20 protein-coding genes are annotated in these 22,579 nt (G+C 49.3%); 14 read left to right on the plus strand and 6 right to left on the minus strand.

Translation table 11 applies throughout. From position 1 onward, the window contains the following. The first annotated feature begins 76 nt into the window (after positions 1 to 76). Both lptF and ACKU4E_RS03700 read left to right on the plus strand, forming a co-directional pair. Entirely contained in the window at positions 77 to 1,237 is a 1,161-nt protein-coding gene (gene lptF / locus ACKU4E_RS03695) for an LPS export ABC transporter permease LptF (protein ID WP_320169740.1), read from the plus strand. Beyond that, positions 1,234 to 2,364: an LptF/LptG family permease gene (locus ACKU4E_RS03700; protein WP_320169741.1), complete on the plus strand. Its 1,131-nt coding sequence runs from the start codon at positions 1,234 to 1,236 to the stop codon at positions 2,362 to 2,364. Before lptF ends, ACKU4E_RS03700 begins: the two co-directional genes overlap by 4 nt. A 188-nt stretch (positions 2,365 to 2,552) precedes the next feature. On the opposite strand, the gene yihA is transcribed toward ACKU4E_RS03700, so the two are convergent. Further along, positions 2,553 to 3,173: a ribosome biogenesis GTP-binding protein YihA/YsxC gene (gene yihA / locus ACKU4E_RS03705; RefSeq protein WP_320169742.1), complete on the minus strand. Its 621-nt coding sequence runs from the start codon at positions 3,171 to 3,173 to the stop codon at positions 2,553 to 2,555. A 128-nt stretch (positions 3,174 to 3,301) separates the two neighbouring features. On the opposite strand from yihA, the gene ACKU4E_RS03710 reads away from it, so the two are divergent. The 3 genes from ACKU4E_RS03710 to ACKU4E_RS03720 all read left to right on the plus strand — a co-directional run bounded on the left by ACKU4E_RS03710 (position 3,302) and on the right by ACKU4E_RS03720 (position 6,796). Next, positions 3,302 to 3,757: a type II 3-dehydroquinate dehydratase gene (locus tag ACKU4E_RS03710; RefSeq protein WP_320169743.1), complete on the plus strand. Its 456-nt coding sequence runs from the start codon at positions 3,302 to 3,304 to the stop codon at positions 3,755 to 3,757. 168 nt (positions 3,758 to 3,925) lie between these two features. Further along, positions 3,926 to 4,486: an elongation factor P gene (efp, locus tag ACKU4E_RS03715; RefSeq protein ID WP_320169744.1), complete on the plus strand. Its 561-nt coding sequence runs from the start codon at positions 3,926 to 3,928 to the stop codon at positions 4,484 to 4,486. Positions 4,487 to 4,498: 12 nt separating this feature from the next. Beyond that, positions 4,499 to 6,796 carry a DNA translocase FtsK 4TM domain-containing protein gene (locus tag ACKU4E_RS03720; protein ID WP_320169745.1) on the plus strand — a complete coding sequence of 766 codons (2,298 nt, stop codon included), beginning with the start codon at positions 4,499 to 4,501 and terminating at the stop codon, positions 6,794 to 6,796. A gap of 474 nt (positions 6,797 to 7,270) precedes the next feature. Here ACKU4E_RS03720 and ACKU4E_RS03725 read toward each other — a convergent pair whose 3' ends face one another. Beyond that, entirely contained in the window at positions 7,271 to 8,290 is a 1,020-nt protein-coding gene (locus ACKU4E_RS03725) for an STAS domain-containing protein (RefSeq protein WP_320169746.1), read from the minus strand. Then, complete coding sequence (locus ACKU4E_RS03730; protein WP_320169747.1) at positions 8,290 to 9,033, minus strand: Smr/MutS family protein; 744 nt, start codon at positions 9,031 to 9,033, stop codon at positions 8,290 to 8,292. Before ACKU4E_RS03730 ends, ACKU4E_RS03725 begins: the two co-directional genes overlap by 1 nt. Positions 9,034 to 9,404: 371 nt before the next feature. On the opposite strand from ACKU4E_RS03730, the gene ACKU4E_RS03735 reads away from it, so the two are divergent. From ACKU4E_RS03735 to ACKU4E_RS03745, 3 genes are all read left to right on the plus strand, one after another. Next, positions 9,405 to 10,166: an ABC transporter ATP-binding protein gene (locus ACKU4E_RS03735; protein ID WP_320169748.1), complete on the plus strand. Its 762-nt coding sequence runs from the start codon at positions 9,405 to 9,407 to the stop codon at positions 10,164 to 10,166. A 24-nt stretch (positions 10,167 to 10,190) separates the two neighbouring features. After that, a complete protein-coding gene (locus ACKU4E_RS03740; protein WP_320169749.1) occupies positions 10,191 to 11,351 on the plus strand; it encodes a SufD family Fe-S cluster assembly protein in 1,161 nt (386 codons plus the stop codon). A gap of 406 nt (positions 11,352 to 11,757) precedes the next feature. Further along, entirely contained in the window at positions 11,758 to 12,207 is a 450-nt protein-coding gene (locus ACKU4E_RS03745; protein WP_320169750.1) for a metal-dependent hydrolase, read from the plus strand. Between the two features lie 179 nt (positions 12,208 to 12,386). Here ACKU4E_RS03745 and ACKU4E_RS03750 read toward each other — a convergent pair whose 3' ends face one another. Both ACKU4E_RS03750 and sucD read right to left on the minus strand, forming a co-directional pair. After that, positions 12,387 to 13,478 carry a glycosyltransferase gene (locus ACKU4E_RS03750; protein WP_320169751.1) on the minus strand — a complete coding sequence of 364 codons (1,092 nt, stop codon included), beginning with the start codon at positions 13,476 to 13,478 and terminating at the stop codon, positions 12,387 to 12,389. Beyond that, entirely contained in the window at positions 13,471 to 15,567 is a 2,097-nt protein-coding gene (sucD, locus tag ACKU4E_RS03755) for a succinate--CoA ligase subunit alpha (RefSeq protein ID WP_320169752.1), read from the minus strand. The genes ACKU4E_RS03750 and sucD overlap by 8 nt, the downstream gene beginning before the upstream one ends. Positions 15,568 to 15,880: 313 nt before the next feature. Between sucD and ACKU4E_RS03760 the strand changes: the two genes are divergently transcribed. Next, on the plus strand, positions 15,881 to 16,654 hold the full coding sequence (locus ACKU4E_RS03760; protein ID WP_320169753.1) for a hypothetical protein: 774 nt from the start codon (positions 15,881 to 15,883) through the stop codon (positions 16,652 to 16,654). Positions 16,655 to 16,663: 9 nt separating this feature from the next. Further along, a complete protein-coding gene (locus ACKU4E_RS03765; protein WP_320169754.1) occupies positions 16,664 to 17,152 on the plus strand; it encodes a hypothetical protein in 489 nt (162 codons plus the stop codon). Here ACKU4E_RS03765 and ACKU4E_RS03770 read toward each other — a convergent pair. Further along, complete coding sequence (locus tag ACKU4E_RS03770) at positions 17,141 to 18,316, minus strand: polynucleotide adenylyltransferase (RefSeq protein ID WP_320169755.1); 1,176 nt, start codon at positions 18,314 to 18,316, stop codon at positions 17,141 to 17,143. The genes ACKU4E_RS03765 and ACKU4E_RS03770 overlap by 12 nt on opposite strands. Before the next feature lie 80 nt (positions 18,317 to 18,396). Here ACKU4E_RS03770 and ACKU4E_RS03775 point away from each other — a divergent pair, with 80 nt between their 5' ends. The 4 genes from ACKU4E_RS03775 to ACKU4E_RS03790 all read left to right on the plus strand — a co-directional run bounded on the left by ACKU4E_RS03775 (position 18,397) and on the right by ACKU4E_RS03790 (position 22,515). After that, complete coding sequence (locus tag ACKU4E_RS03775) at positions 18,397 to 19,077, plus strand: TVP38/TMEM64 family protein (protein WP_320169756.1); 681 nt, start codon at positions 18,397 to 18,399, stop codon at positions 19,075 to 19,077. 46 nt (positions 19,078 to 19,123) lie between these two features. Next, entirely contained in the window at positions 19,124 to 20,299 is a 1,176-nt protein-coding gene (locus ACKU4E_RS03780) for a cyclic nucleotide-binding domain-containing protein (protein WP_320169757.1), read from the plus strand. 39 nt (positions 20,300 to 20,338) lie between these two features. Then, positions 20,339 to 21,472, plus strand: a complete 1,134-nt coding sequence (locus ACKU4E_RS03785) for a cyclic nucleotide-binding domain-containing protein (RefSeq protein ID WP_320169758.1) — start codon at positions 20,339 to 20,341, stop codon at positions 21,470 to 21,472. Positions 21,473 to 21,591: 119 nt separating this feature from the next. Next, a complete protein-coding gene (locus ACKU4E_RS03790) occupies positions 21,592 to 22,515 on the plus strand; it encodes a biotin--[acetyl-CoA-carboxylase] ligase (RefSeq protein ID WP_320169759.1) in 924 nt (307 codons plus the stop codon). Positions 22,516 to 22,579: the final 64 nt, after the last annotated feature.

Consider the following 22,579-nt stretch of genomic DNA (forward strand, 5'->3'; position numbering starts at 1 on the left):
CAGAAGTCGTGTTTTCAGCTGTGATTGATTGTCGTCCGCCTTATGTTATCCGCTGTTCATTTTTACGGGAATCCAATTGAAGCTTCTTCACAGACAGATTTTTAAAGAACTGATATCCATATTCACCTTGAGCATCTGCGGTTTTATGGGATTGATCCTTATCGGCAGACTTCTGCAGTTCAGGGATCTCTTCATGGGGCAGAGTATCGGCATTATGGAAATGGCGAAACTCTTCATCTATCTTTGTCCTTTTTTTCTGCTCATCCTTACGCCGATTGCCACCATGCTTTCAATTTTTCTCACATTTCTCAGGATGAATGCAGATAATGAAATAACCGCACTCAAATCCGGCGGACTCAGCCTTTACAGGCTTCTGCCTGCTCCGCTTATCTTTTGCCTGCTGTGCACGGGGGCGGATATTTTTTTCTCCATGTACGGTCTTTCCTGGGGAACGGAAAATTTTCGCAGCGCCCTTATGGAATTCGCCAGAACCCAGAGCCAGTTGGCCCTGAAGCCCGGAGTTTTCAATACGGATTTCCCGGGGCTGGTTTTTTATGCGGACAAAGTGGACGATGAGAACGGGGTGATGCGTTCTGTTTTTGTGCGGGACAGTACCAGAAAAGGCATGACAGCCACCATCGTTGCTCCTGTCGGTGAGATTCTCACCGATCCCTCTCAAGGGCGTCTGCTCATCCATCTTGAAAACGGCCGTATTTATCAGCAGGAAAAGGAACAATTGAGCGTCCTTAAATTCAAGAATTACGATGTGCGCATTCCGCTGGCCAACATCCTCAAAGGGTACAGTGTTGATGAACTGCGTCCCAAGGAAATGTCCTGGGAGAAACTTGTGCGCATCAGCAGAGCCGGGGATAGGGCAGGAGAAATCGATCCGACATTCTTCCGGAAGGTGCTGGTGGAGATTCAGAAAAGGATAGCTCTGCCGGTGGCCTGTCTGGTGCTTGGAATGTTCGCCATGCCCATAGCCTGTATCTTTCGCGGATTGAAGCAGCAGTACGGGCTGCTTATCTCCATGGGACTTTTCCTCGTGTACTACACCATGCTGTCTCTTGGAGTCACTTTCGGTGAAAGCGGCCTGCTTACCCCTGTTGTAGGGTTGTGGCTGCCGAACCTGTCTTTTGCCATTATTTCGGTTGTCCTGCTCAGAATGGCTGTAAAGGAACATTCTTTCAGTTTCAGGCTCGGCATTCTGAAGAAATTGCGCAGGAGGGCGGCATGATTCGCAGACTCCTGCCGGGGCACCTGTCCGCGTATGTATTGAAACAGAATCTGTTCCTCATGTGCGTGACACTGGGAGTCGGGACCGGCATCTACCTGCTTTCCGATCTCTTTGACCGTCTGGACGATTTTATTGAAGCCGGACTCGGAGCCGGGACCATCCTGCGCTATTTCATCGTGAAAATGCCGTTGATTTTTTCACAGATTCTGCCTGCGGTATTCCTGATCTCCATGACCGTGCAGCTATGCGTAATGGCCCGCAGCAAGGAGCTTCTGGCCCTGCGCACCGGCGGGCTGTCTCTGGCCTGGTTTTTCCGGTTTTTCGTGGTCTACGCGATCATCTGGTCACTGGGGCAGATGCTTTTTTCACAGGTGATCGGTGTATACGGTGAACAGGAAGCCTTCAGGATATGGAAGGAGGATGTGCGTAAAAGCCAGTTGGACCGCCGGGTATTGCACAATATCTGGCTGAAAGAGGGGCGCTACGTCATTGAAGCAGGGGAGGTTATGCCTTTTGCCAACAGGGCCAAGGACATAACCATGTATGAGTTTGCCGATGACAACAGCGGGATTATCAGGGTGATCACCTCGGACAGTGCCGAAGTCAGCGATAAGTACGGCTGGAAGCTTGAAAATGCCGTTGAATTGAGCCCCGACCGATTTGCATCGCACAGGCATCCGATCTTCACCATACCGATCAAGCTGAATCTGGAAGTATTCAAGGTCGTTGATCCCGGCATAGACCCTGCGCAGCTACCGCTATGGCAGTTGAACAAGGTTATCTCGCAGTTGGAAAAGTCCGGCTCAAATGTGGACCGGCTGGTTACCGCCTGGCATTCCAAGTGGGCCTATGCATTTTCCCTGCTGACCATGGCCCTTGTTTCGCTGGCGCTGGTCACCGTCACGGAGAATATCTATCTGAATATCGGTCTGGGGCTGGCTCTGACTTTTGCCTATTACGCACTTTTCATGGTCGGGGCGTCAGCCGGGGATTCGGGCGTGCTGCCGCCCATGGTTGCCGCATGGCTGGGCAATATCCTGATCAGTGTTCTGGCTCTGGCCCGTATTGCCTGGGTGCTGGTGCCGGAATCGGCCGGGAAGTATATAACTCGGTTCAGAGGAAATTAGAGCTTTCCCTGCCGGGGATATAGGGTCATGGGGTGTAGAACGCTGGAAGATGGAATTTGATGCGCTTTGCTTTTTTTGACGATTCGGTTTCGCCTCCGGTGGCCAAAGGGTCCGCGACCCTTTGGAATCCCGGGTTGTTTAATTGGGGTAAGTTTAAACAGTTCGCTGAATTATAACTTTTCGTATAATTACTCTTCGCCGTCCTGAATTAGGGCATCTTCTGTTTCCGCAAGTTCAGGCATGGCTGTAGCATCAAGCATGGCCCACAGTTTTGTGCGGTTCATTCCGCTTTTACTTGAAGTGCACAGCGGTTTTACCTTAAGGATATCCTGCCACTGGAGCTGTATTTTCACCCGGTCTTTCTGCTTGGTTTTATCCGATTTGGTCATTATGGGTAGAACCGGTATGTTGGAGTGCTTGAAATAGGATATCATTTCAAGGTCGTTTTTCTGCGGGGATAGTCGGCTGTCCAGCAGCACTGCGGCTGCAGTTATGTAGTGATTGCCCTGCAGGTATCTGTCGATGAGCTGTCCCCATTTTGCTCTTTCGGACTTGGAGCAGCGGGCATAGCCGTAACCGGGCAGGTCCACTATATAATAGCCGTGGGGCACTACTTCGTAATAGTTCAGGCTTCTGGTTTTTCCCGGAGTGGAACTTATTTTGGCCAGTTTTTTCTGGCCTGCGAGAGCATTGATGAGTGAGGATTTGCCGACATTGGAGCGTCCTGCCAGAATTATCTGCGGAGCGGGCATTTCTTCAAGCTGATTGATCTCGTATACGGTTTTAATTAACTTCAGTGTATTATTCATAAGGAACAATCCTTGATTTTTGATTTATTAGGTGCAGCGAAGACTGATCACTTATTTATCAAAGCCAGTCAAGTTTCATGTTGTTTCAAGAAATTGTTCCGGTCAACCTGAAAAATAACGGTGTAATGATGAAAACCTTTCTGATTTTAAACGGACCGAATCTCGGGTATGTGGGAAAAAGACAGCCGGAGATTTACGGCTCCGACAAAATAGAGGATATTCCCGAACATTTGAAAAAGCTGATGGGAGAGAAGGCCGGGGAGATCCGTCTGGAGTTTTTCCAGTCCAACTCCGAAGGCGCCCTCATCGACAGGCTGGAGAAGGCCCGCGAGGACGGTATAGACGGGGTTGCTTTCAATGCCGGCGCATATACCCATACCAGCCTTGCCTTAGCCGACTGTCTGGCCTGGATAGGTGTTCCCTGTGTGGAAGTTCATATCAGCAACATATGGGCCCGGACAGAAGATCCTGTTCGGCAGAAAAGTTTTATGGGGAAACAGTGCATTGGAGTAATTGCCGGATTCGGAATTATGAGCTATGCCTTGGCCGTTCAAGCACTGTTCGCACATACTGCCGGGAACTGATTGTAAAGTTGACCGGAATATCCTGAATATCAGGCCTGTTATCTGCCGGATATGGCGGCAGGCGCATGAACTTCAATTGCAACAGCTGTCGCAACCTTGATTGAAGGCAGCGGGGCATTCTCGCTGGCGGCCTACACGGCCCTGCAATATAATTTTACCGGAGGAAAAATGATATCCACTAAAGACTTCAGAAACGGACTTAAGGTCGAAATCGATGGCAAACCCTATGAAATCGTTGAGTTTCAGCACTTCAAGCCCGGCAAAGGCGGCGCCTTTGTACGGACCAAGCTCAAAAATATGCTCAACGGGCGCGTTGTAGACCAGACCTTTCGCTCCGGTGAAAAAGTGGAAAAACCCGATATGGCCAGCAAGGATATGCAGTATCTCTATAAAGATGGTGATGCTTTTGTCCTCATGGATCTGGAATCCTACGAACAGATGCACGTGTCTTCAGATGTTATCGGAACAGCCGGAGGTTTTCTGAAAGAAGGGGAAACAAACAAGGCTCTTCTTTACAACGGTGAAGTAATCGGCATGGAACTGCCTGCTTCCGTTGTTCTGACCGTAGCTCAGACTGATCCCGGTGTTCAGGGTGACCGCGTGAGCAACGCCACCAAACCTGCCACTCTGGAAACCGGACTGGTTATCAACGTTCCGCTTTTCATCAACGAAGAAGATAAAATCAAGGTTGATACCCGTTCCGGCGAGTATCTAAGCCGTGAAAAATAATTCGTTTTTAGCATGAAGTCCGGGGGGCAATCTGCCCCCCGGAACATATTTACCGCCTGTACCTTGAGGCATCAAACGGAGGATGAGACACTGCCCGGCGAAAAGTTCGCAAAAGAGATTTCCGGCATGTTCTGGATTTTTTTGGCCGTTTTTCTTTTTATCAGCATGTACTCGTTTCATCCGGGAGACCCTACACTCAATCAGGCTGTCAGCCCCGGATGGAAGGTCAGGAACCTGATCGGTCCGGCCGGGTCTTATACCGCCGGACTGCTGGTCGATCTGCTGGGGATGGGGTCCTGGGTTATTCCGTTCTATGTGCTTTTTCTCGGTGTCACATCTTTTTTTACTTCCCTGAAACAACCATGGTGGCGCTGGCTGGGACTGGGACTGCTCTACGTATGCGTACTGGCCTGGGCATCGCATCCATGGCTTGCGCAGTATCAGAAAGCGCTGGCCATCCATGCCGGTGGTTTTGTCGGCGCAATCCTTTCAAAATGGTCTTTTAAATACCTAAAGCCGGTAGGGGCGTTCCTCTTCTGGCTTTTCGCCACACTTGCCGGTATTCAGCTCACCGCAAATCTAAGCTGGGCCGCAATCGGCAAGAAACTGCGCTCCATCTTTATTGATTGCTGGTGCAAAAACCGGGAACGCATCGAAAGAAAATCCAAGCGCATGCAGGCCGAGCGGGCTATCAAGAAAGCTGAAAAACGCAAAGCCAAGGCCTCCAGGAAGGCCGAAGTTGAAGAGGAAAAAGGTTCCGAAATTGCCGAAGAGGATGAGACAGTCATTCTCCTGAAGCCTTTTGAGGAAGGACCGGCTAAAAAAGAGAAGCCCGCACAAAAACCGAAGCCCAAAGCCAAAAAAATTGATACGAGCACGGATTTTCCGCCTCTCGATATGCTGGCCGAGCCTTCGGTTGCAGGAATTCAGTTTGATCCCAAAGTGCTGGAAGTCAAGACGGAGAGCCTCAAGGCCTGTCTCAATGATTTCAACATTGAAGGTGAAATTCAGCAGGTAACGCCGGGGCCCGTTGTCACCATGTTTGAATTTCGTCCCGCGCCGGGAATCAAAGTCAGCAAGATCGCCAACCTTACAGACGATATTGCCATGGCCCTTAAGGCCGTGTCCGTCAGGATTGAAGCTCCTATCCCCGGCAAGGATACCGTGGGCATAGAAATTCCCAACGACAAGCGCCAGATCGTTTATCTGCGTGAAATTTTCGAGCACAGTTGTTTCACCGAGTCCAAATCCGTGCTGACCATGGCGTTGGGCAAGGATATTCAGGGTGTTCCTGTTTCCGCCGACCTTGCAAAAATGCCCCACCTTCTCGTGGCCGGTGCAACCGGAGCAGGTAAAAGCGTCTGCCTCAACGGCCTGCTGATGAGCATGCTTTACAAGGCAGGTCCCGAAGAACTCAAGCTCCTTCTTATAGACCCGAAGCGCATTGAACTGGCTGTTTACGCCAGTCTTCCGCATCTTGTTCATCCCGTGGTCACAGACATGTCTCTGGCGAAAAGTGCTCTGGAATGGGCCGTTTACGAGATGGACAAACGCTATGACAACATGGCCCGCTTAGGAGCACGTAACATAGCAAGCTACAACACCAAGCTTGCCAAAATGGACGGTTCCCTGCCCGAAGATCTTGAAGATCTGGAGCCCATGCCGTTTCTCGTCATCATTGTGGACGAGTTGGCAGACCTTATGCTCACCGCAGGCAAGGACGTGGAACAGAGCATTGTCCGCCTTGCGCAGTTGGCACGTGCAGCGGGGATTCATCTTATCATCGCTACCCAGCGTCCCTCGGTCGATGTTGTAACCGGTCTGATCAAAGCCAACTTCCCGACCCGTATTTCCTTTCAGGTAACGTCCAAGCACGACTCGCGCACTATTCTGGATACCATCGGTTCCGAAAAGCTGCTCGGTCGCGGTGATATGCTTTTCAAGCCCAGCGGAGGCCAGTTGCGCAGGCTCCACGGCGCCCTGGTTGAAGATGAAGAGATCAAGGAAGTGGTTAATTTCTGGAAGACCAAGTATCCGCAGGATTTCGAACTTGATTTTACCGACTGGAAAGATTCATCAAGTTCCTCAGGAGGAGGAAGTGATTTCTCCGGTGATTCCGAAGACAGCGTCTACAACGAGGCCGTCCAGTTTGTTATGGAGCAGGGCAAAGCATCCATTTCACTGCTTCAAAGAAGATTCCGCATCGGATTCAACCGCGCAGCCCGCTACATAGAGCAGATGGAACAGGACGGCATTCTCGGTCCTCAGGACGGCAGCAAGCCGCGCATAGTGCTTGTTACCCGAGATTGATCAGGAAGATTGTCTCCGACGGCCCTCCGGGGGCCAAAGAAACTTTTTGGAAAAAAGTTTCTCTGGACTCTTCAAAAACTTTTTAACGGTGCTTCGCATCGTTGTAAGGCACAGTTGCAAGAATAGCGAAAGCCCCAGCCGGTATATTACTGACTGGGGCTTGTTTTATTTTGGAGTGAGATTATTTCTGTCTTTTGTCGAAGACTTAACGGAGAGGGGATATTAGAAATAAACTGTTAGTAATATATTGCCTCAACTACAAGTCTGCAGTCTACTCTAAATTTTTAAAACAATTAGTTAAGTATTGAAATGTTCATTTTTATTATATGACGTTTAGTCATGATGCGCGGCGAAGCCTTATTAAAAAAGTTTAGGATTCTTAAACCCTTTTCAAAGGGTTTAAGGCTCCCGGCAGGGCGCCCCGCGAGGCCGCCGGGGGCGAAACCCGTTTATCAAAAGCGCGAAGCGCATCAATTATGTTTCTGACAGAATTCCGGGAATCCCTTCCATGAAATGTGCGAGCCCGGCCCGGTGCAGCGTGTTTTGTATCTGTTCAGGTACAGCCTGTGCCTCAAGGCTTGAACCCGTTTCGGCAGCCAGCCTCAGGGCGGAATAAATGCTTTCCAGTCCCTGTCTGGAAAGGGCTGTTGTCTCGCTGAAATCAAGTACTGCCGAGCTGTGTTGCTCAAGTGCCGGTTTCACGGCCTGGATCAGGTCTTCGCTGTTGCTGCTGTCCAGTATTCCGGATATTTTTATGATGTTCGGCTGGCTGGAATCAGCGAGTATGGATGAAGGTAGAGGGAGAGTAGTTGTTTGCTCAAGTTTGGCGATAAAATTCTGTTCTTCACGGATCAGCAGTGACGGGGTGAGGATGTATTCCATTTTTTCAAGAAATCTGTTCCGGTCCGTATCCTGAGGCACGCATATCATAATGCCTTTTTTCAGATTATTAAAAATCGAGGCGGCGTAGAGCCCAAGACTTTCCGGCGGAGCGCAGAGGAGTATTATATCCGGGTTCAGGTCTCTGGCGCTGGCGGTGATTGATTCCGCATCGGCCTGATCAAGTTTGCCGGATGTCCTGAAATTGGTGAATAATTCCCATGAAAGGGGTACGTAACCGTCGCTGACCAGAATATCCGTTTTAAGGGCCGTGTCGGATACATGCAGCATGCTGAATCCGTAATGGGCGCAGATACGTGCGATCTGTTCCGGGAATTCGAAATATTCAAGGGGCATTTTTATTTTCACGCCTACCTGGGCGAGCATTCCGGCAAGGTTGGAATCTGCCGCCAGAATGAGGTCGGCCCCGGACGGGCAGAGCAGGGGATTTCCGGCATAAGCCATGAGCCAGGGGCGTGAAACAGTGAAGAACATGCGGCATCGGTTCTGGTCCGGGAGTTTTCCGATTGTCAGCATCAGATCGTTGAAATCCATGCTGTGGAAAGGAAGACCGAAGGCCAGCCTGACCTCATTGTTGTCAGGATGATTTTCCACTAGAAGTCCTTGCCCCAGTTGGTCCCTTTGTCCCATGCAACCTTGCCCCGGACTTTTTTCTGTTTACGCAGCAGAACATATATGGCTCCGGTTCCTCCATCCTTGGGTTGTGCGGTGCTGAAGGCGAGCACAACTCTGCGGAACGGTTCCCGGGTGAGCCAGTCCTGTACTTCGCGCTTGAGGATGGATTGACCTCCGGGGGAATTCTTGCCGCGTCCTGTAACCACCAGAACGCATCTTTTGCTTTGCAGAAAAGATTCACGGATGAAAAACAGCAGGCTGTCCAGTGCCTGTTCAGAATTCATGCCGTGCAGATCTATGTGTGCTTCGTAGCTGAACGCGCCGTTTTTCAGTTTCTGAAAGATTTTGGAATCGGTTCCGCGTACAAAACCGAACATGTATTCGTCCGAATATTCTATTTCGAATTCAATGGTTCCGGCAACAAGGCTGCTTAAGTATTCTTTTCCGTCGTCTTCATCTATGTTGAGCAGGGCCGGTTCCGGTTTCGGTTTCTGCAGGGCAACCGTTGATTTATCCAGCCTTGTAACCCCGGACATTGCGTCCATGAAAGCCTGATCGTCGTCAACTTCCTCTTTTTTTTCCTCGACTACCGGTTCAGGCTTCTTTTTCATCGCCTCCAGCACTTTTTTCACCGCTTTGGGCATTTTGGGGTCTTTCGCCTCATTATCTTTGAATTTTATTCCCTTGAGGTCCGATAGGGATTTCATTTTTTTGCGGGCCATATCTTTATCTCCTGAAGTGAACTGCTAAATTAGTCATAAAACCCGGTGAAGTAAATCTTTGTGCTTGATTAAATGCGGTTTTCAGCTTTCAAGGCTTGACTTTTTCCGTCTCGTTACCATTTTTACATAACGTCGTAGCTTCGGAACAAGACCCGGCTAGAACCAGTAAAAGATGAATATGTCAAGCCCTGTTCCAGCATTGACTACTGATAGACCTGTTTGTAATCGCATACGCCTTTTGTCGGATTTTGTTGAATTAATCACCATTTATTCTGGACTTGAAAAGTGATTTTTATTAGCTCTTCAAGGCGTACTTATTTCGACCAAATAACTCCATTTTTGTCTTTTCGCTTATAAAGTGAGGAATTTCAATGCTTAAGATAGAAGACCTGCACGTCAATATCGGCGACAAAGAGGTTATCAAGGGCCTCGATCTGCATATAAAGGAAGGCGAAACCTTCATTCTCTTCGGCCCCAACGGTTCCGGAAAGACCTCTCTGCTCATGACCCTGATGGGATTCAGCAATTATACGGTTACCGGCGGTAAGATCACCTTCAAGGGTGAAGATATCACTTACGCTCCCATATACGAACGCGCCCGTCTCGGTATCGGCATGTCTTTCCAGCGTCCTCCTACCATTCACGGACTCAAGACCAGACATCTGGTGAAAATGTGCGGCAACGGTTCCAATGTCGATGTAGACAGGCTGGCCGAGCGTGTGAACATGACTGATTTTCTGGATCGCGACATCAACTCCGGTTTCTCCGGCGGTGAAATCAAGCGTTCCGAGCTCTTGCAGCTTATGGCTCAGAATCCCGGGCTGCTGCTTTTCGATGAACCGGAATCCGGTGTCGACCTTGAAAATATGCATCTGATCGGCAAGATGGTGCGTACTCTCCTTGATGGTGAAATCAAGCCCGACCTTGATCTCAGCATGAAGGAACAGAAAGAGCGCGTATCCAAGACCTGTGGTCTTATCATCACCCATACCGGCCACATACTCGACTATATCAACGCAGACCGTGGACAGGTTCTCTACAACGGACATCTCTGCTGTGAAGCCAGACCCCGCGATATTCTGGAACACATCCGCAAGTACGGATACCAGGAATGTGTAAGGTGCCTGCACTAGCTGTTTAATCCACGGAGGAAAATCATGAATAAAGTTGATCTCAGCCAATATAAATTTGAAGGTCTGGAGCATTCGGAAATAGCCGATCTGCGCACTATTTCCACAGAGGACAAGGAACAGCTGCTCATGGCAGGTATTGATGTCGATACCGAAGATACAAGCGGAACCTTTCTGCAGGTTGACCACTCAAATGTTCATTGCGGCTCTCCCGACAAGGATGTCGAAGTCATGGACATCAAGAAGGCTCTTGAAAAATATGATGGCCTTCCCGATTACTATTTCAAGCTCATTGACAAGGACAAGGACGAATTTACCCGTGCCGCAGCCGAAAAGCTGCACGGCGGTTATTTTGTCCGCACCAAAAAGGGTGCCAAAATTGAGCGCCCGGTTCAGTCCTGCCTTTTCCTCAAAGCCGAACAGTCCGGCCAGAACATTCACAACATAGTTGTTGTGGAAGAGGATTCCGAACTGCACATCATCACCGGATGCGCTGCCGCGCATGATAAATTTACCGGTGCGCATTTCGGTCTTTCCGAATTCTACGTTAAAAAGGGCGGCAAGCTGACCTTTACCATGGTTCACAACTGGGGTGAAAACGTTACCGTTCGTCCCCGTACCGTGGGTATCGTAGAAGAGGGCGGCGTGCTGCTTAACAACTACGTGCTGCTCAAAAGGGTCAAGGACCTGCAGTCCTACCCCACGATTTTCCTTAACGGTGAAGGCGCCGTTGCCAGATTCAATTCCGTTCTGGTCGCGCCCGAAGGTTCGCTTCTCGATACCGGAACGCGCATCATTCAGAACGCGCCCAACACCAAAGGTGAAGTAATCTCCAGAACAATCACCACCGGCGGAACAATCATCGCCCGTGGTCATATTCAGGGTAATCAGGTTCCCGCCCGCGGTCATATCGAATGCAAAGGTCTCATCCTCGGAGGAGGGCGCATTCACGCCATCCCTGAACTTGAAGGAACCGTCGAAGGTGTCGAGCTCTCCCACGAAGCAGCAGTCGGCAAGATTGCCCAGGAAGAAATCGAATATCTCATGGCTCGCGGTATGGACGAGGATGAAGCAACTTCCACCATCGTCCGCGGCTTTCTCAATGTCGACATCATGGGACTGCCTGAAAAACTTCAGAAGGAAATCGACCGCCAGATTGAAGAACTCGATTCCGGCGAATCCATGTAGTTTTTTGTTCGCATTGTTTTTTTCAAAAGCGTCTTCCCACGGGAAGGCGCTTTTTTTGTTGGTTGCCTCCGGCGTCCAGAGGGGAAAAAACTTTTGCAAAAGTTTTTTCCCCTCTGGACTCCCCTTTTTCAAAACCTTTTAATTTCGCTTCGCGGTGGGTCGTCGTTAACAAACGTATTTTTGTTGGGAAGATGTTTTGGGGGATGGCCAAATTCGTTTTTTATTGGAGCGTTGAAGTCTTAATGAGCCTGAGAACTACAGGCTGGTGTAGCCAAAATTACGAATTTGTTCAGGAGAGGGGAGCCTTTTCCATGATGGACAAAATTTCTGCATTCAAATATATGGAAAGGCGGAAGTTTAGAAAATATTTAGAGTTAATATCTTTATAAAATAGTGAGTTATAGTAATGCCCGGATATAAGGTTCATGTTTCCGGATCAATTGTGGCCGGTATATTGGTGCTGCTGATTCTGGTTAATATCGGTATGTATGTAATTGATCCGCAACAGGTCGCCGTTCTGCTGGTGCTCTGCATTCTCGGGGCGCTTTTCCCGGATATCGATACTGATTCCAAAGGGAAGCGGCTTTTTTATTCCGGAATGCTGGTCCTCTCCCTGGCCCTTATCTATTTCAAGGAATTTAAGTGGGCGGCATATTTAGGCATTCTTGCCATGCTGCCCGGTATAAGCGCTCATAGAGGCTGGACACATACATGGTGGGCCATGCTGATAGTACCCATGCCTATGCTTGTTCTTCCATATTACGTCTACGGGCAGGATTTTCCCACATTGTTGCCCTATTATCTTGCCTTTGTGACAGGCTATTTTTCCCACCTGCTGCTTGATAGGGAATTTTGAGGCTGAAAATTTATTTGAACCTCATAAACCAGAAAAATTAACCTGTTTAAAATTATAATGTTAGAAAGCGGCGAAGCCTTATTGAAAGGTTTTGAAGAGTCCAGAGAAACTTTTGCAAAAGTTTCTCTGGCCCCCGGAGGGACCGCCGGTAGGCTCCCCGAAGGGACTGTCGCTAGAAATTATTCTTCTATAACATCGATGAGTTTACCGAGAACCAGTGGTGTATTGAAATTTTCGAGCACTTTTTTTCTTCCGTTTGTGCCCATTTCCGTTCTCAATTCAGCATTCAGTATAAGTTTTTCCAGCGCGACGGCCAGTTTTTCGGAGTCTTTTGGAGGCACGAGAATGCCGGTTTTGTTGTCGCTTACAACTTCGGGATTGGAGCTTATGTTGAATCCGACTATTGGTTTTCGCAGGGTCATGGCTTCTACAAGGGCATAGCCGAATCCTTCCCAGAGAGATGGCAGGCAGAAAATATGCTGTGAAGCGTGAAATGATTTCATGTTTTCCACGAAACCGAGAAATTTTACGACATTGCTCACGCCCAGTTTTGCGGCGTAATCTTTTAATTCACCTTCCATTTCACCTTTTCCGGCAATCAGGATTTTGAAATTAAGGTTCTTTTCTTTGAGAATTTTTGCGGCTTCAAGGAGATATTTCTGTCCTTTCTGCGCTGTAAGCCGGGCCGCATTTCCTATCACTATTTCATTTTCAAGCGGTGTATATAGCTGTTCAAAAGGTTGGGAATCGAATTCGGATACATCGAATCCGTTGTAGATCAGGCGGATTTTTGCCTCGTCAATCAGGTCGGGATTGTTGGCCAGGACTGTCCTTTTTGTTTCAAGGGAGTTCACGATAAGCCGGTCTGCAATGTTGGAAAATACGTAGCGGTTAAGGGCGCTGTTTTTTACCGGAACGGCTATTCCGCGGCGATAGATGATCCGCTTGACTCCGGCTCTTTTTGCGGCGAAGCCGCCGCTTTTGAGGTCGGATGGCAGGGCGGTTATCAGGGTTTCAATGCGGTTTTCACGGAAAAATGATTTCAGGCGCTGCATCAGGAACGGATTGAGAAAGGATAGATTGCCGATGCGTTCACTGTGAAGTGTTATTCCGGGTTCGTTCTGCAGTCTTTGATACAATTCCGAGCGGTTGTTGGTTACCACAAAGACTTTGTATCCTTTGTCCCGCAGCAGCAGGGAAAAATGATGATTCCATTTTTCCCCGCCGCCCCAGGCTTTATTGCTGTTGAAGAAGCATATGTTTTTATTCACGTAGTTTGAGTCCGAGTGCGTCTGCAGTGAGCTGTGGTATGGATTCCAGGCTTGGGCAGACGGTAAATCCGGCCTTGCGCATTTTTTCGAGCTTGCCTTGAACCCCGGTTCCTTCCTTGAGGATTGCCCCCGCATGGCCCAGACGTTTGCCCGGAGGCGCCGTCTGACCAGCAATAAAGGAAAGTACGGGTTTGTCAAACCCTGTTTCGATAACGTAATCGGCCAGATCCTGTTCCGCTGTTCCGCCGATTTCGCCGAGAACCATGACGGCCTTGGTTTCATCGTGGTTGCGCAGCATTTCGAATATGTCGGCAAAGGTGGTTCCGATGTAGGAGTCTCCGCCGATGCCGATGGAAAGCGATTGTCCGATGCCTACCTGATTGAGCCGATCGGCTACTTCATAGGTCAGCGTTCCGGAGCGGGAGAGCACGGCAACCGGTCCGGGCGAAAAGGGAGTGGTGGGCAGAATGCCTATCTTGGTCTGCCCCGGAACTATGAGCCCCGGAGTGTTGGGCCCGATTATGCGCGATTTGCCGCCTTTGACCTGCTCCAGCACATTGAGCATGGCCGACTGGACTATTCCTTCGGTTATGCAGACCACCCATGGAATTTCGCATGAAGTTGCTTCCAGAATGGCATCCGTGGCCAGTTTTGGGGGAACGAAAATTATGCTGGCTCCTATTTCATGATGCAGCTGAGCTTCCTTGATGCTGTTGTAGACCGGTACACCGAGGACTTCCTGCCCGCCTTTGAAGGGCGTTACGCCGGCTACTATGTTTGATCCGTATTCAAGCATGAGTCTGGTGTGCAGCCTGCCTTCCTGTCCTGTTATGCCCTGCACCAGAATTGGCGTATCCTTGTTTATACCGAAGGTGTGCGGTGATTTGTAACCGACATCTGCGGGTTTGAAGTCCGGGGTGGCGGCAATGGGGGCCGGAAATTCTATTTTCGGCGCGTTTTCGGGCTTAAGGGAGGCCAGCATGTCGAGGGCTTCCTGCATGTTTCTGGCTCTGTAAAGACTGTTGCCCTTGATTTCCTTGAGTACCGCAAGGCCTTCTTCCGCGCTGTTGCCGGACATGCGGACCACAATGGGCTTTTCCGGTTCCTTGCCTCCAAGGGCGGCCACTAGGGCACGGGCGACGAGTTCGCAGGAAAGGATACCCCCGAAAAGGTTGATCAGGATGGCTTTTACCTGCCTGTCATCGAAAAGAAGCCGCAGGGCGGTTTCAATCCGTTTCTGGTCGGCAGCACCTCCAAGGTCGAGAAAGTTGGCCGCCGGAAGGCCGGAAAAGTTGAGGGCGTCCATGGAGGCCATGGCCAGACCGGCGCCGTTGGCAATGAGACCGACCCAGCCTTTGAGGGAAACAAAGCTCATGCCTGCATCGCGGGCTATGTTTTCAACCGGGGTGGAGTGCTCCGGCTGATAGTATTTTTCATAGGCGGGATTGAGGTCGACGATGTTGTCGTCCATTTCTATTTTACCGTCCAGGGCAAGGAGCTTGCCGTATCCGGTAAGGGCCAGGGGGTTTATTTCCGCCAGCAGCAGCCCGTAATCAATCATGGTTCTGTACAGATTGCGTACAATGGTGCTGAAATCCACGAAAAGTTCTTTGGCAAGGCCGATGTGAAAAAAGGCGGCGCGTATCTGGTTCGGCTGCAAACCTCCGGGCAGGCTGATTTCCTGTATGAGCAGGTTTTCCGGGCCCATGTTTTCTATTTCCATGCCGCCTTCGCGTCCGACGGTCATGATTACTTTGCGGCGCTGGCGGGAAAGAGTCAGGGAGAGGTAGAACTCCTTGCGGATATCGATTGCAGGTTCGGCTCGCAGAAAGGGGACCTTGTTGCCTTTGATCTCCATTTCCAGAATCTGGCGGGCTGCTTTTTCATATTCCTCTCTGGTATCCACTTTCCGGATTCCTCCGGCCTTGCCTCTTCCTCCTACGGGAACCTGCGCCTTGAGTATCCACGGCAACGGGAAGTATGGTTCCAGACCGGGCAGGTCATCGATGGTGATTTTCACTCCCGTGGGAACCGGAAGCCCGGCAGCCTCTTTGAGCAGCGTCTTACTAAGATGTTCGTTGAGCAGCATACTCCCTCCGATATGTCTACAGTTGAATTTTGTGACAATCACCGGCGGAAACTTCTGGATTGTCCTCAAAAAGTACGGTTAAATGAGCAGGTGGTTTAACGCATCGTAATGTTTGAGTTATCGTTGTAGTTCTGTTTTCCGATGATACTTGTGCCCATAGCATATAATTCAATTATATGGCACTCTCAAGCTCAATTGACGAATTAATCCCCTGAACCTGCTTCTGTTTTTTTGCGGGAAGTACGTTACACGGCGGGATAAAACAAATATTTTTCAGTAAATAATTTTTTATCTGATGATTTCAGGAAATATTATGGCAGATTTTAAAGAATTTTCCGACGCTTTGACGGATGAAGTGCTGAACGATATGGCGGAATCATATTTCGGAGCACGTGTAGATGTGGATAAGGCTCTGGAATATTTTCATGATGTCTCCGAACGGCTCCACACAAAGTTGTACAGGGTCTACAGGGCCTGCGTGCTGCTGGAAAAGGTCTGCCTCGGCCGTTCGGGCTTCGATGATTTCTGGCTGTCCGCCGGGATCAACCGTGAGGTTTTCCATTATCCGGCAGGCGTTGAATGCGCAGCGCTGATGACTGGTCCGGCCATGTCGCTCACCTCGAAGGGGGAGTATGTAAAATGGTTTACCATAGCGTATGAAATGGTTGCGGAACGGGTGGCCGAATACATGCACGGATCTTTCAAGGACGATGGAACAGGGCGCAAGGTTCGCAGTTCCAATCGCGAGGATTTTTTCCGTATGGCGGATGAAATCAACTTGAAGATTGAGAAGGTGAACAGAAATGTTACTGCTTCGGACGTGCTTAATTTTACCAAGTCCCTTGATCCCGAGGGGATGAGAAAGGAGAATATTGCAGGGTGCGTAGGCCCGCAGTGCAAAGACATAGATGATGAGATGGCTTTCACCCTGATTGCGATCAAGGACATAGATTTCCCGGAATTCCCGGACCTTCCCGGAAGAAAGGAAATTTCATCCTATATTTCCGAGTTCTGTTCCGAGAATTATGCAAAAGACAAAGTGCGGGTAAAGGCTCTGATCAAAGAATTGAAATCCGAACTGAGGTAGGGCGTTGTGATGAAAAAATCCGTTAGAATCTTTTTTGTGCTGGTTTTGGTGCTCTGCGCGGTCTCTGCCGTTTACGCTCAGGATAAGAAGAGTGCCCCGGAAGCCAAGGCAAAGCCTGAAGTTGCCGCATCCGAGCCGGCGGCAAAAGAGGCCGGGGTCCCGGTCTTAGTAGAGCACTCGGGCAATGACGAGCTTGGCGGGACTCTTGCCTTGAAGTTAAAGGAGAACTTTAGGAAATCGGTTTTGTTCAAGCTGGCTGATAAAAATGCCAAGGCCGTGCACGTAAAGGTTGTTTCGCGCAGTGAGTTCAGCGAACGTCCTGAAATAGGATCGGTTTACGCAGTTGTCTGGACTTTTGCGGAAAGTCAGGATGTAGTCCCTTTTTATCTTTCCGAAGAATTGGGACTCGTGGCTCCGGCAAATGTGGAGAGCAGGGCGGCGGGGCTCATGAATCTTACGGACAGGATTGCGCAGGATTACAAATATCTATTTGAGTAGATTCTGCCAGTTGCGCCCTCTGGTCAGGCTTTTGAGCCTGGACGCTCTCAGGGTGCGAAGTTTTTCGCCTGATTTTTCTCCCAGATTTCTGTCTTTGAGCGGCAGGGATACCTTGAGTATCTCTGCCAGATCATCGCGGGCGGATGCCAATACATCCGCGTTCCGGTCTGCCCGGCACAGCTCGCACATGTTTTCAAGCAGGCCGCTTACATGCAGCTTCATCAGCAGATCCACCCGTGTTCCGGGGCGCAGTTCCCGGTAGTTCCCGGCTTTCATATGCAGTTGTGCGGCTGTTTCTCCGGCCCGGATGAATCTGGTCGGCAGCAGCAGTCTTTTTCCCAGTTCAACCGCCGGAGATGCCCCTGCCTTGTCGTGTCCGTGGTGGGAAGGTAGATGTTCCGCCGGGGTCAGCATCTTACCGAGGTCATGACACATGGCCATCCAGCAGGTCAGCGGATTTCCGGCAGTCAGGTCCATGATTTCTGCGGTGTGTCCGGCGACTGATTTATCGTGGTATTGTTCGGGCCCGGCAGGTATGCTGTCCGCTTTTTCAAGCTCCGGGAACCAGTATGCTAGACAGCCGGTTTTTATCAGCAGCCGCAGAAAGTTGCCCGGTTTTGCCCCTCCGAGTCCTTTGCGCAACTCAACGCCCACGCGGTCCGGGGCAATATTTTTTATCCAGCCGGATTTAGCCGCTTCCGCCATGCCGTGCAGTAATTCCGCATGAGCTGAAAACTCCGGAAATCGGGCAAGAAAGGTCGCTGCCCGGAATACCCTTAGCGGGTCGTCCCTGAAACTCTCCCGGAAGCCGGGACGAAGTTTCCTGTTCATGAGATCTTCGAGAGCATTAGGGTGGGTATACAGTTCTCCGTTTTCGTCAAGGGCCATGCTGTTTACGGTAAAGTCCCTCGCGCCCAGATCCAGATCAACCGTTTCCTCAATATTTCTGCCTGTTTTTCTGGGAAGAGAAAACTCCAGCCCTTTCAGAAAAAAAATCTCATGTGATTTTCCCACAGGTCGGGCTTCTGGAAATTCAGCCATGAAATCCTTAGCTGATCCTGAAGCGATGAGCATGTCCATATCTTTGGGGACCCTGCCTATGAGCATGTCTCTGACGGTTCCACCGACAATCATTATTTTTATTTTTTTACGGGAAGTTACCATGTTGTTTCTTTAGGGTTTATTCAGTAATAATGCTAAGCTCCGCTCTTGCTATATTTACCGTTAATGATATCTTGAACGCAATGAAAAATAAAATATTGCTCTTGGTCCTTATCGGGGTGGTGGTTGCACTTTTTTTCTATTTTGATCTGGATAGAATTTTCACCTTGGAATACCTGAAAAGTTCCAGGCAGGACTTTCAATTGTTTTATGCTGAAAACCCCGCACCTACCGTGCTGGGCTTTTTTGTGCTCTACGTGATTGTTGTAGGGCTGAGTCTGCCGGGGGCAACAGTTCTCGGGCTGGCGGCAGGGGCGCTTTTCGGATTTTGGGCCGGTGTGGTTATAATTTCTTTTGCCAGTTCTCTAGGTGCTCTTATCGCCTGTTTTTTTTCACGTTATCTTTTCAGGGAATATGTGCAGAGGAAATTCGGCGACAGGCTGGAAAGAGTGAACCGTGGCATTGCTGAGGAAGGAGCATTCTACCTGTTCTGCATGCGGCTTATTCCGGCAATTCCCTTTGTGGTAATCAATCTGGTCATGGGCTTGACCTCAATGAGGCTCAGAACATTTTATTGGGTATCTCAGGTCGGTATGTTGCCAGGAACCATGGTTTACGTGAATGCGGGCAAGGAACTGGGAAAAATAGATTCCCTCTCCGGGATAGTTCAGCCCGGACTCATCGCCGCGTTCGTTCTTTTGGGCATTTTTCCTCTGGTGGTGCGCAAGGCTGTTTCTTTTGTCAAAGCCCGCAGAAATGTGTAAGGTCTTTCAAGCAATTTCAAAAAATCAATAAATACAAAAAGTAGTTATGATTCCAAGAACTTCACCCAGTATTCGCACTTTTCACAAAGGCAAACTCATTTTTGCGGAAGGGCAGGAAAGCAAGGTCGCCTACATGATCAAGGCGGGAACAGTGGATATTTTCCGTAAGCTGGAGAACAAGAAAACAGTTCTCGCCACTTTGCGCAGGGGAGATATCTTCGGGGAAATGGCTTTGCTTACGGACCAGAAACGGACGGCCTATGCCGAGGCATCAAGTTTCTGTGAGCTTGTAGTGCTTACCGAAGAAATGATGAACAAGCTTCTTAATTCTTCACCCGGAACAGTAAAGAAAATTGTCGAGCTGCTGGCCAAGCGGGTAGTGGCTACCGATGGCAAATCTTCCGGTTCCCAGCAGAGCGATTCGTTCATCTCCCTCGCCACCATGCTGAACCTTGCCTACAAGGAATACGCTTACACGCCCAAAAAACAGCAGGCCAAGATTGAAAATTACGCTTTGGGGCTGTCCGTGAAATCCTTTACCGAAACGGTTAAGGGATTGACCATGTTTTCAACCCTTGAGATCGATGCCTTTCTTGAAAATGTTTACAAGTTGAGGTTGATTGATTTGAAAACACCAAAGAAGGGTGACAAGGGGGCATTTCTGGACAGGTATATTCAGATTGCGGATATCAATCAGTTCATGACGTCGCTGCATGGACTTTACAAGCAGATGAAAGAAATAGGTGCCAATGTCGAGTACCGTATGAATTATATGACCTTTTCAGATTTTGCCCAGAAAACCGGAACCCAGCCGGAATTGATTTATAAGAAAGTCATCAAGGAAGAGATGCCGGAAACCCTGCTCTTTTTCAATCGCGAAAAGGCCGTTGAGTGGAGCAAGGATAAGGATGAAAATTTCTTCAAGAAATTCAAGCGACCGCGTAAGGCCCTTGAGGATCTGGAAAATGTGGACGACCTTATCTACATAGACAATGCCACCCTTGCAGAAGCTTTGAAGGGACTGGATTTTTACAAGATTTCTGTTTTGTTTTCTGCCGGAGATGCCCAGAACAAGGAAAAGATCAAGCGCAATATCGGACGTAAAATGGCTACAATTCTTCTCAGCGAACCTCCCAGGGATCGCTCCATGTCCGATCCGGAAGTTCTTGAATGTTGTGATGAACTGCTTGATTCTGTTAGAAAACTCAAAGGTGCCAGCTAGGATGACGTTATGGACAGACTTGCGCAGAGGAGAAAGGAAATGAGTCCCCAGAAACCTATGACCAAGACATACAACAAGGGGGACGTCATTTTCAGGGAAGGGGATAAAGGCAATCTCGCTTTCATGATTCAGTCCGGAACAGTCAATATAATCAAGAATATAAACGGCAAGCAAAGCGTGCTGGCCACCTTGGGGCCCGGTGAAATATTCGGTGAAATGGCTATCATCTCCAAGGCTCCCAGAGTTGCCGGGGCCGAGGCTTCATCTGAATGTACGGTGATGGTTCTTACCGCCAAGCTGCTTCTTCTTCTGCTCAAGAAAAGTCATCCCACGGTTTTTCATCTGACAAGAATTCTGGCTTCGAGACTTGCGAGTTCAAACAGAACTGTTTCCGAAAACAGAAGTGATAACTCCTGGATGACATTCTGCCGTCTGCTGCATCTTAAGAACCGTATTGTGGAAACCAGTCCGCCGGATGTCCGGCCGCTGGGCATCAGTTACGAAGAGTTCTGCAAGGAACTGCTGGACATAACAAACATGCCCAAATCCGAGATAGACCGGTTTGTGAAAACTGCAACCGGTTTCAATATGATTCATATGACCAAGGTTGCCACCCATCCTTACGTGAGCATTACCGATCCGGACAATTTTCTGGTCGTTGCCGAGAATATTTCCGGAGATATCAATAAATTCGGCGGGAAAGTCAGCCTCGCCGATTATATGGATATTGATGATTTTGCGGAGATGGTCGAGTCGAATCCGGAAATGATCTACAAGAAGGTCGGGGTAGGTGAGTTCCCGGAAGATATCTGCGTACTGCACAAGGATGCTTCATCCAAGTGGGCCGAGAAAAAGGGAGACCGTTATTTCAAGGAAGCCAAGCGCAAACGCAAGACCATCGACGAGCTGGAAGGTATCGAAGATATTGTCTTTGTGGATATCGGAACCCTCAAAGAAGTCTTTAAGCGGTTGGGATACTATAAACTGGGTATTTTGTTGGCCGTAGCTGAGGATGATGCCAAAAAACGGATATTGATGTCCATTTCCAAGAAAATTGCCGCAGCGATAATGAAAGACGCAAAATCATCAGAAGCCATTAATCAAAGCGAAATAGATGATGTTGAAGAAGAACTCATCGAGATGATCAGGGAGATCAAGTCCGGGGGAGAATAACACCGTTACTGCTTGAAATGATATTTGATTATGTATACCGCTGTATAAATTTTTAAAATCGTGTATTATTGAATTGTCGAACTCTGTTTTTTTAAACATCTGCCACGGGATAATGAATCATGATTACGAGAATTACGATTATAAGCGGAAAAGAAGGCAGTCCTCTGCCCAAGACTTCTCCTGAACTGCTTTTTCAGGGACACCCCCTGTGGGCCCGAGACATTGAGAACTTCAGTCCCTGGAATATGGAAGATGCCGAGTACAGGACTTATTCCACATGGCTTTCAGGTTCCAGGACCGGGATACCTGTTGCCGTATGCGGCTCATGCGCTTCCGCTCTTGATGTGGCCTGGAGGCTCAACGCTCTGGAGGATCTTCCGGAATGGGGCAGCGTAATAGCAATGGAACAGAATACCGGACGCGGGCAGGTTCGCAGGGAATGGATATCTCCTCCCGGCAATATCTACGGAACTGTCCGCTGGCCTGTACTGCCCATGGGTGAGCCTGGAGAACCCCGGCCGGTCTGGAATCGAATTCTGCCGTTGATCGTGGGCTATCTTACCTGCAAGGCCCTTGATGACATCGGAGTGAAAACTCAGCTCAAGTGGCCGAACGATATTCTTATTGATGGAACGAAGGTCGGCGGAATTCTTATTGAGGAACGCGGTGGAACGGTTATGGTCGGGATCGGCCTTAACCTTACTTACGCCCCGGAACGCGAACTGCTGCGACCTGATCATGCTGTCCCGGCCGGTAAAATCAATACCGAGGAAATGCAGCTTGGTCCTCTTGAGACCTGGATCGAAATGATCAAGTATTTCCGCAGTCAGTTTGATTCCATCGTCTCTTCACAGCACGCTGAAAATTTTATCTACGAACTTGCTGACCAGTTGGTCTGGTTCGGTGAGGAAGTCCGAATTGTTGACGGCCCGGACGGGCTTGAAAAGGGCGTAATCTGCGGCCTGCGTTCTGACGGCGGACTGGTTGTTGAGGCTGACGGAGAAAAACATACCGTTTATTCCGGGTCCGTAATGCCCCTTTAAAAAGCGACCTGTCCATTGTAAATCCTGTTTTTTCCTTGACATGCGAGCCATGCTGAGGAAATGG

The organism is Maridesulfovibrio sp. (assembly GCF_963677005.1).
Lineage (GTDB): Bacteria > Desulfobacterota > Desulfovibrionia > Desulfovibrionales > Desulfovibrionaceae > Maridesulfovibrio.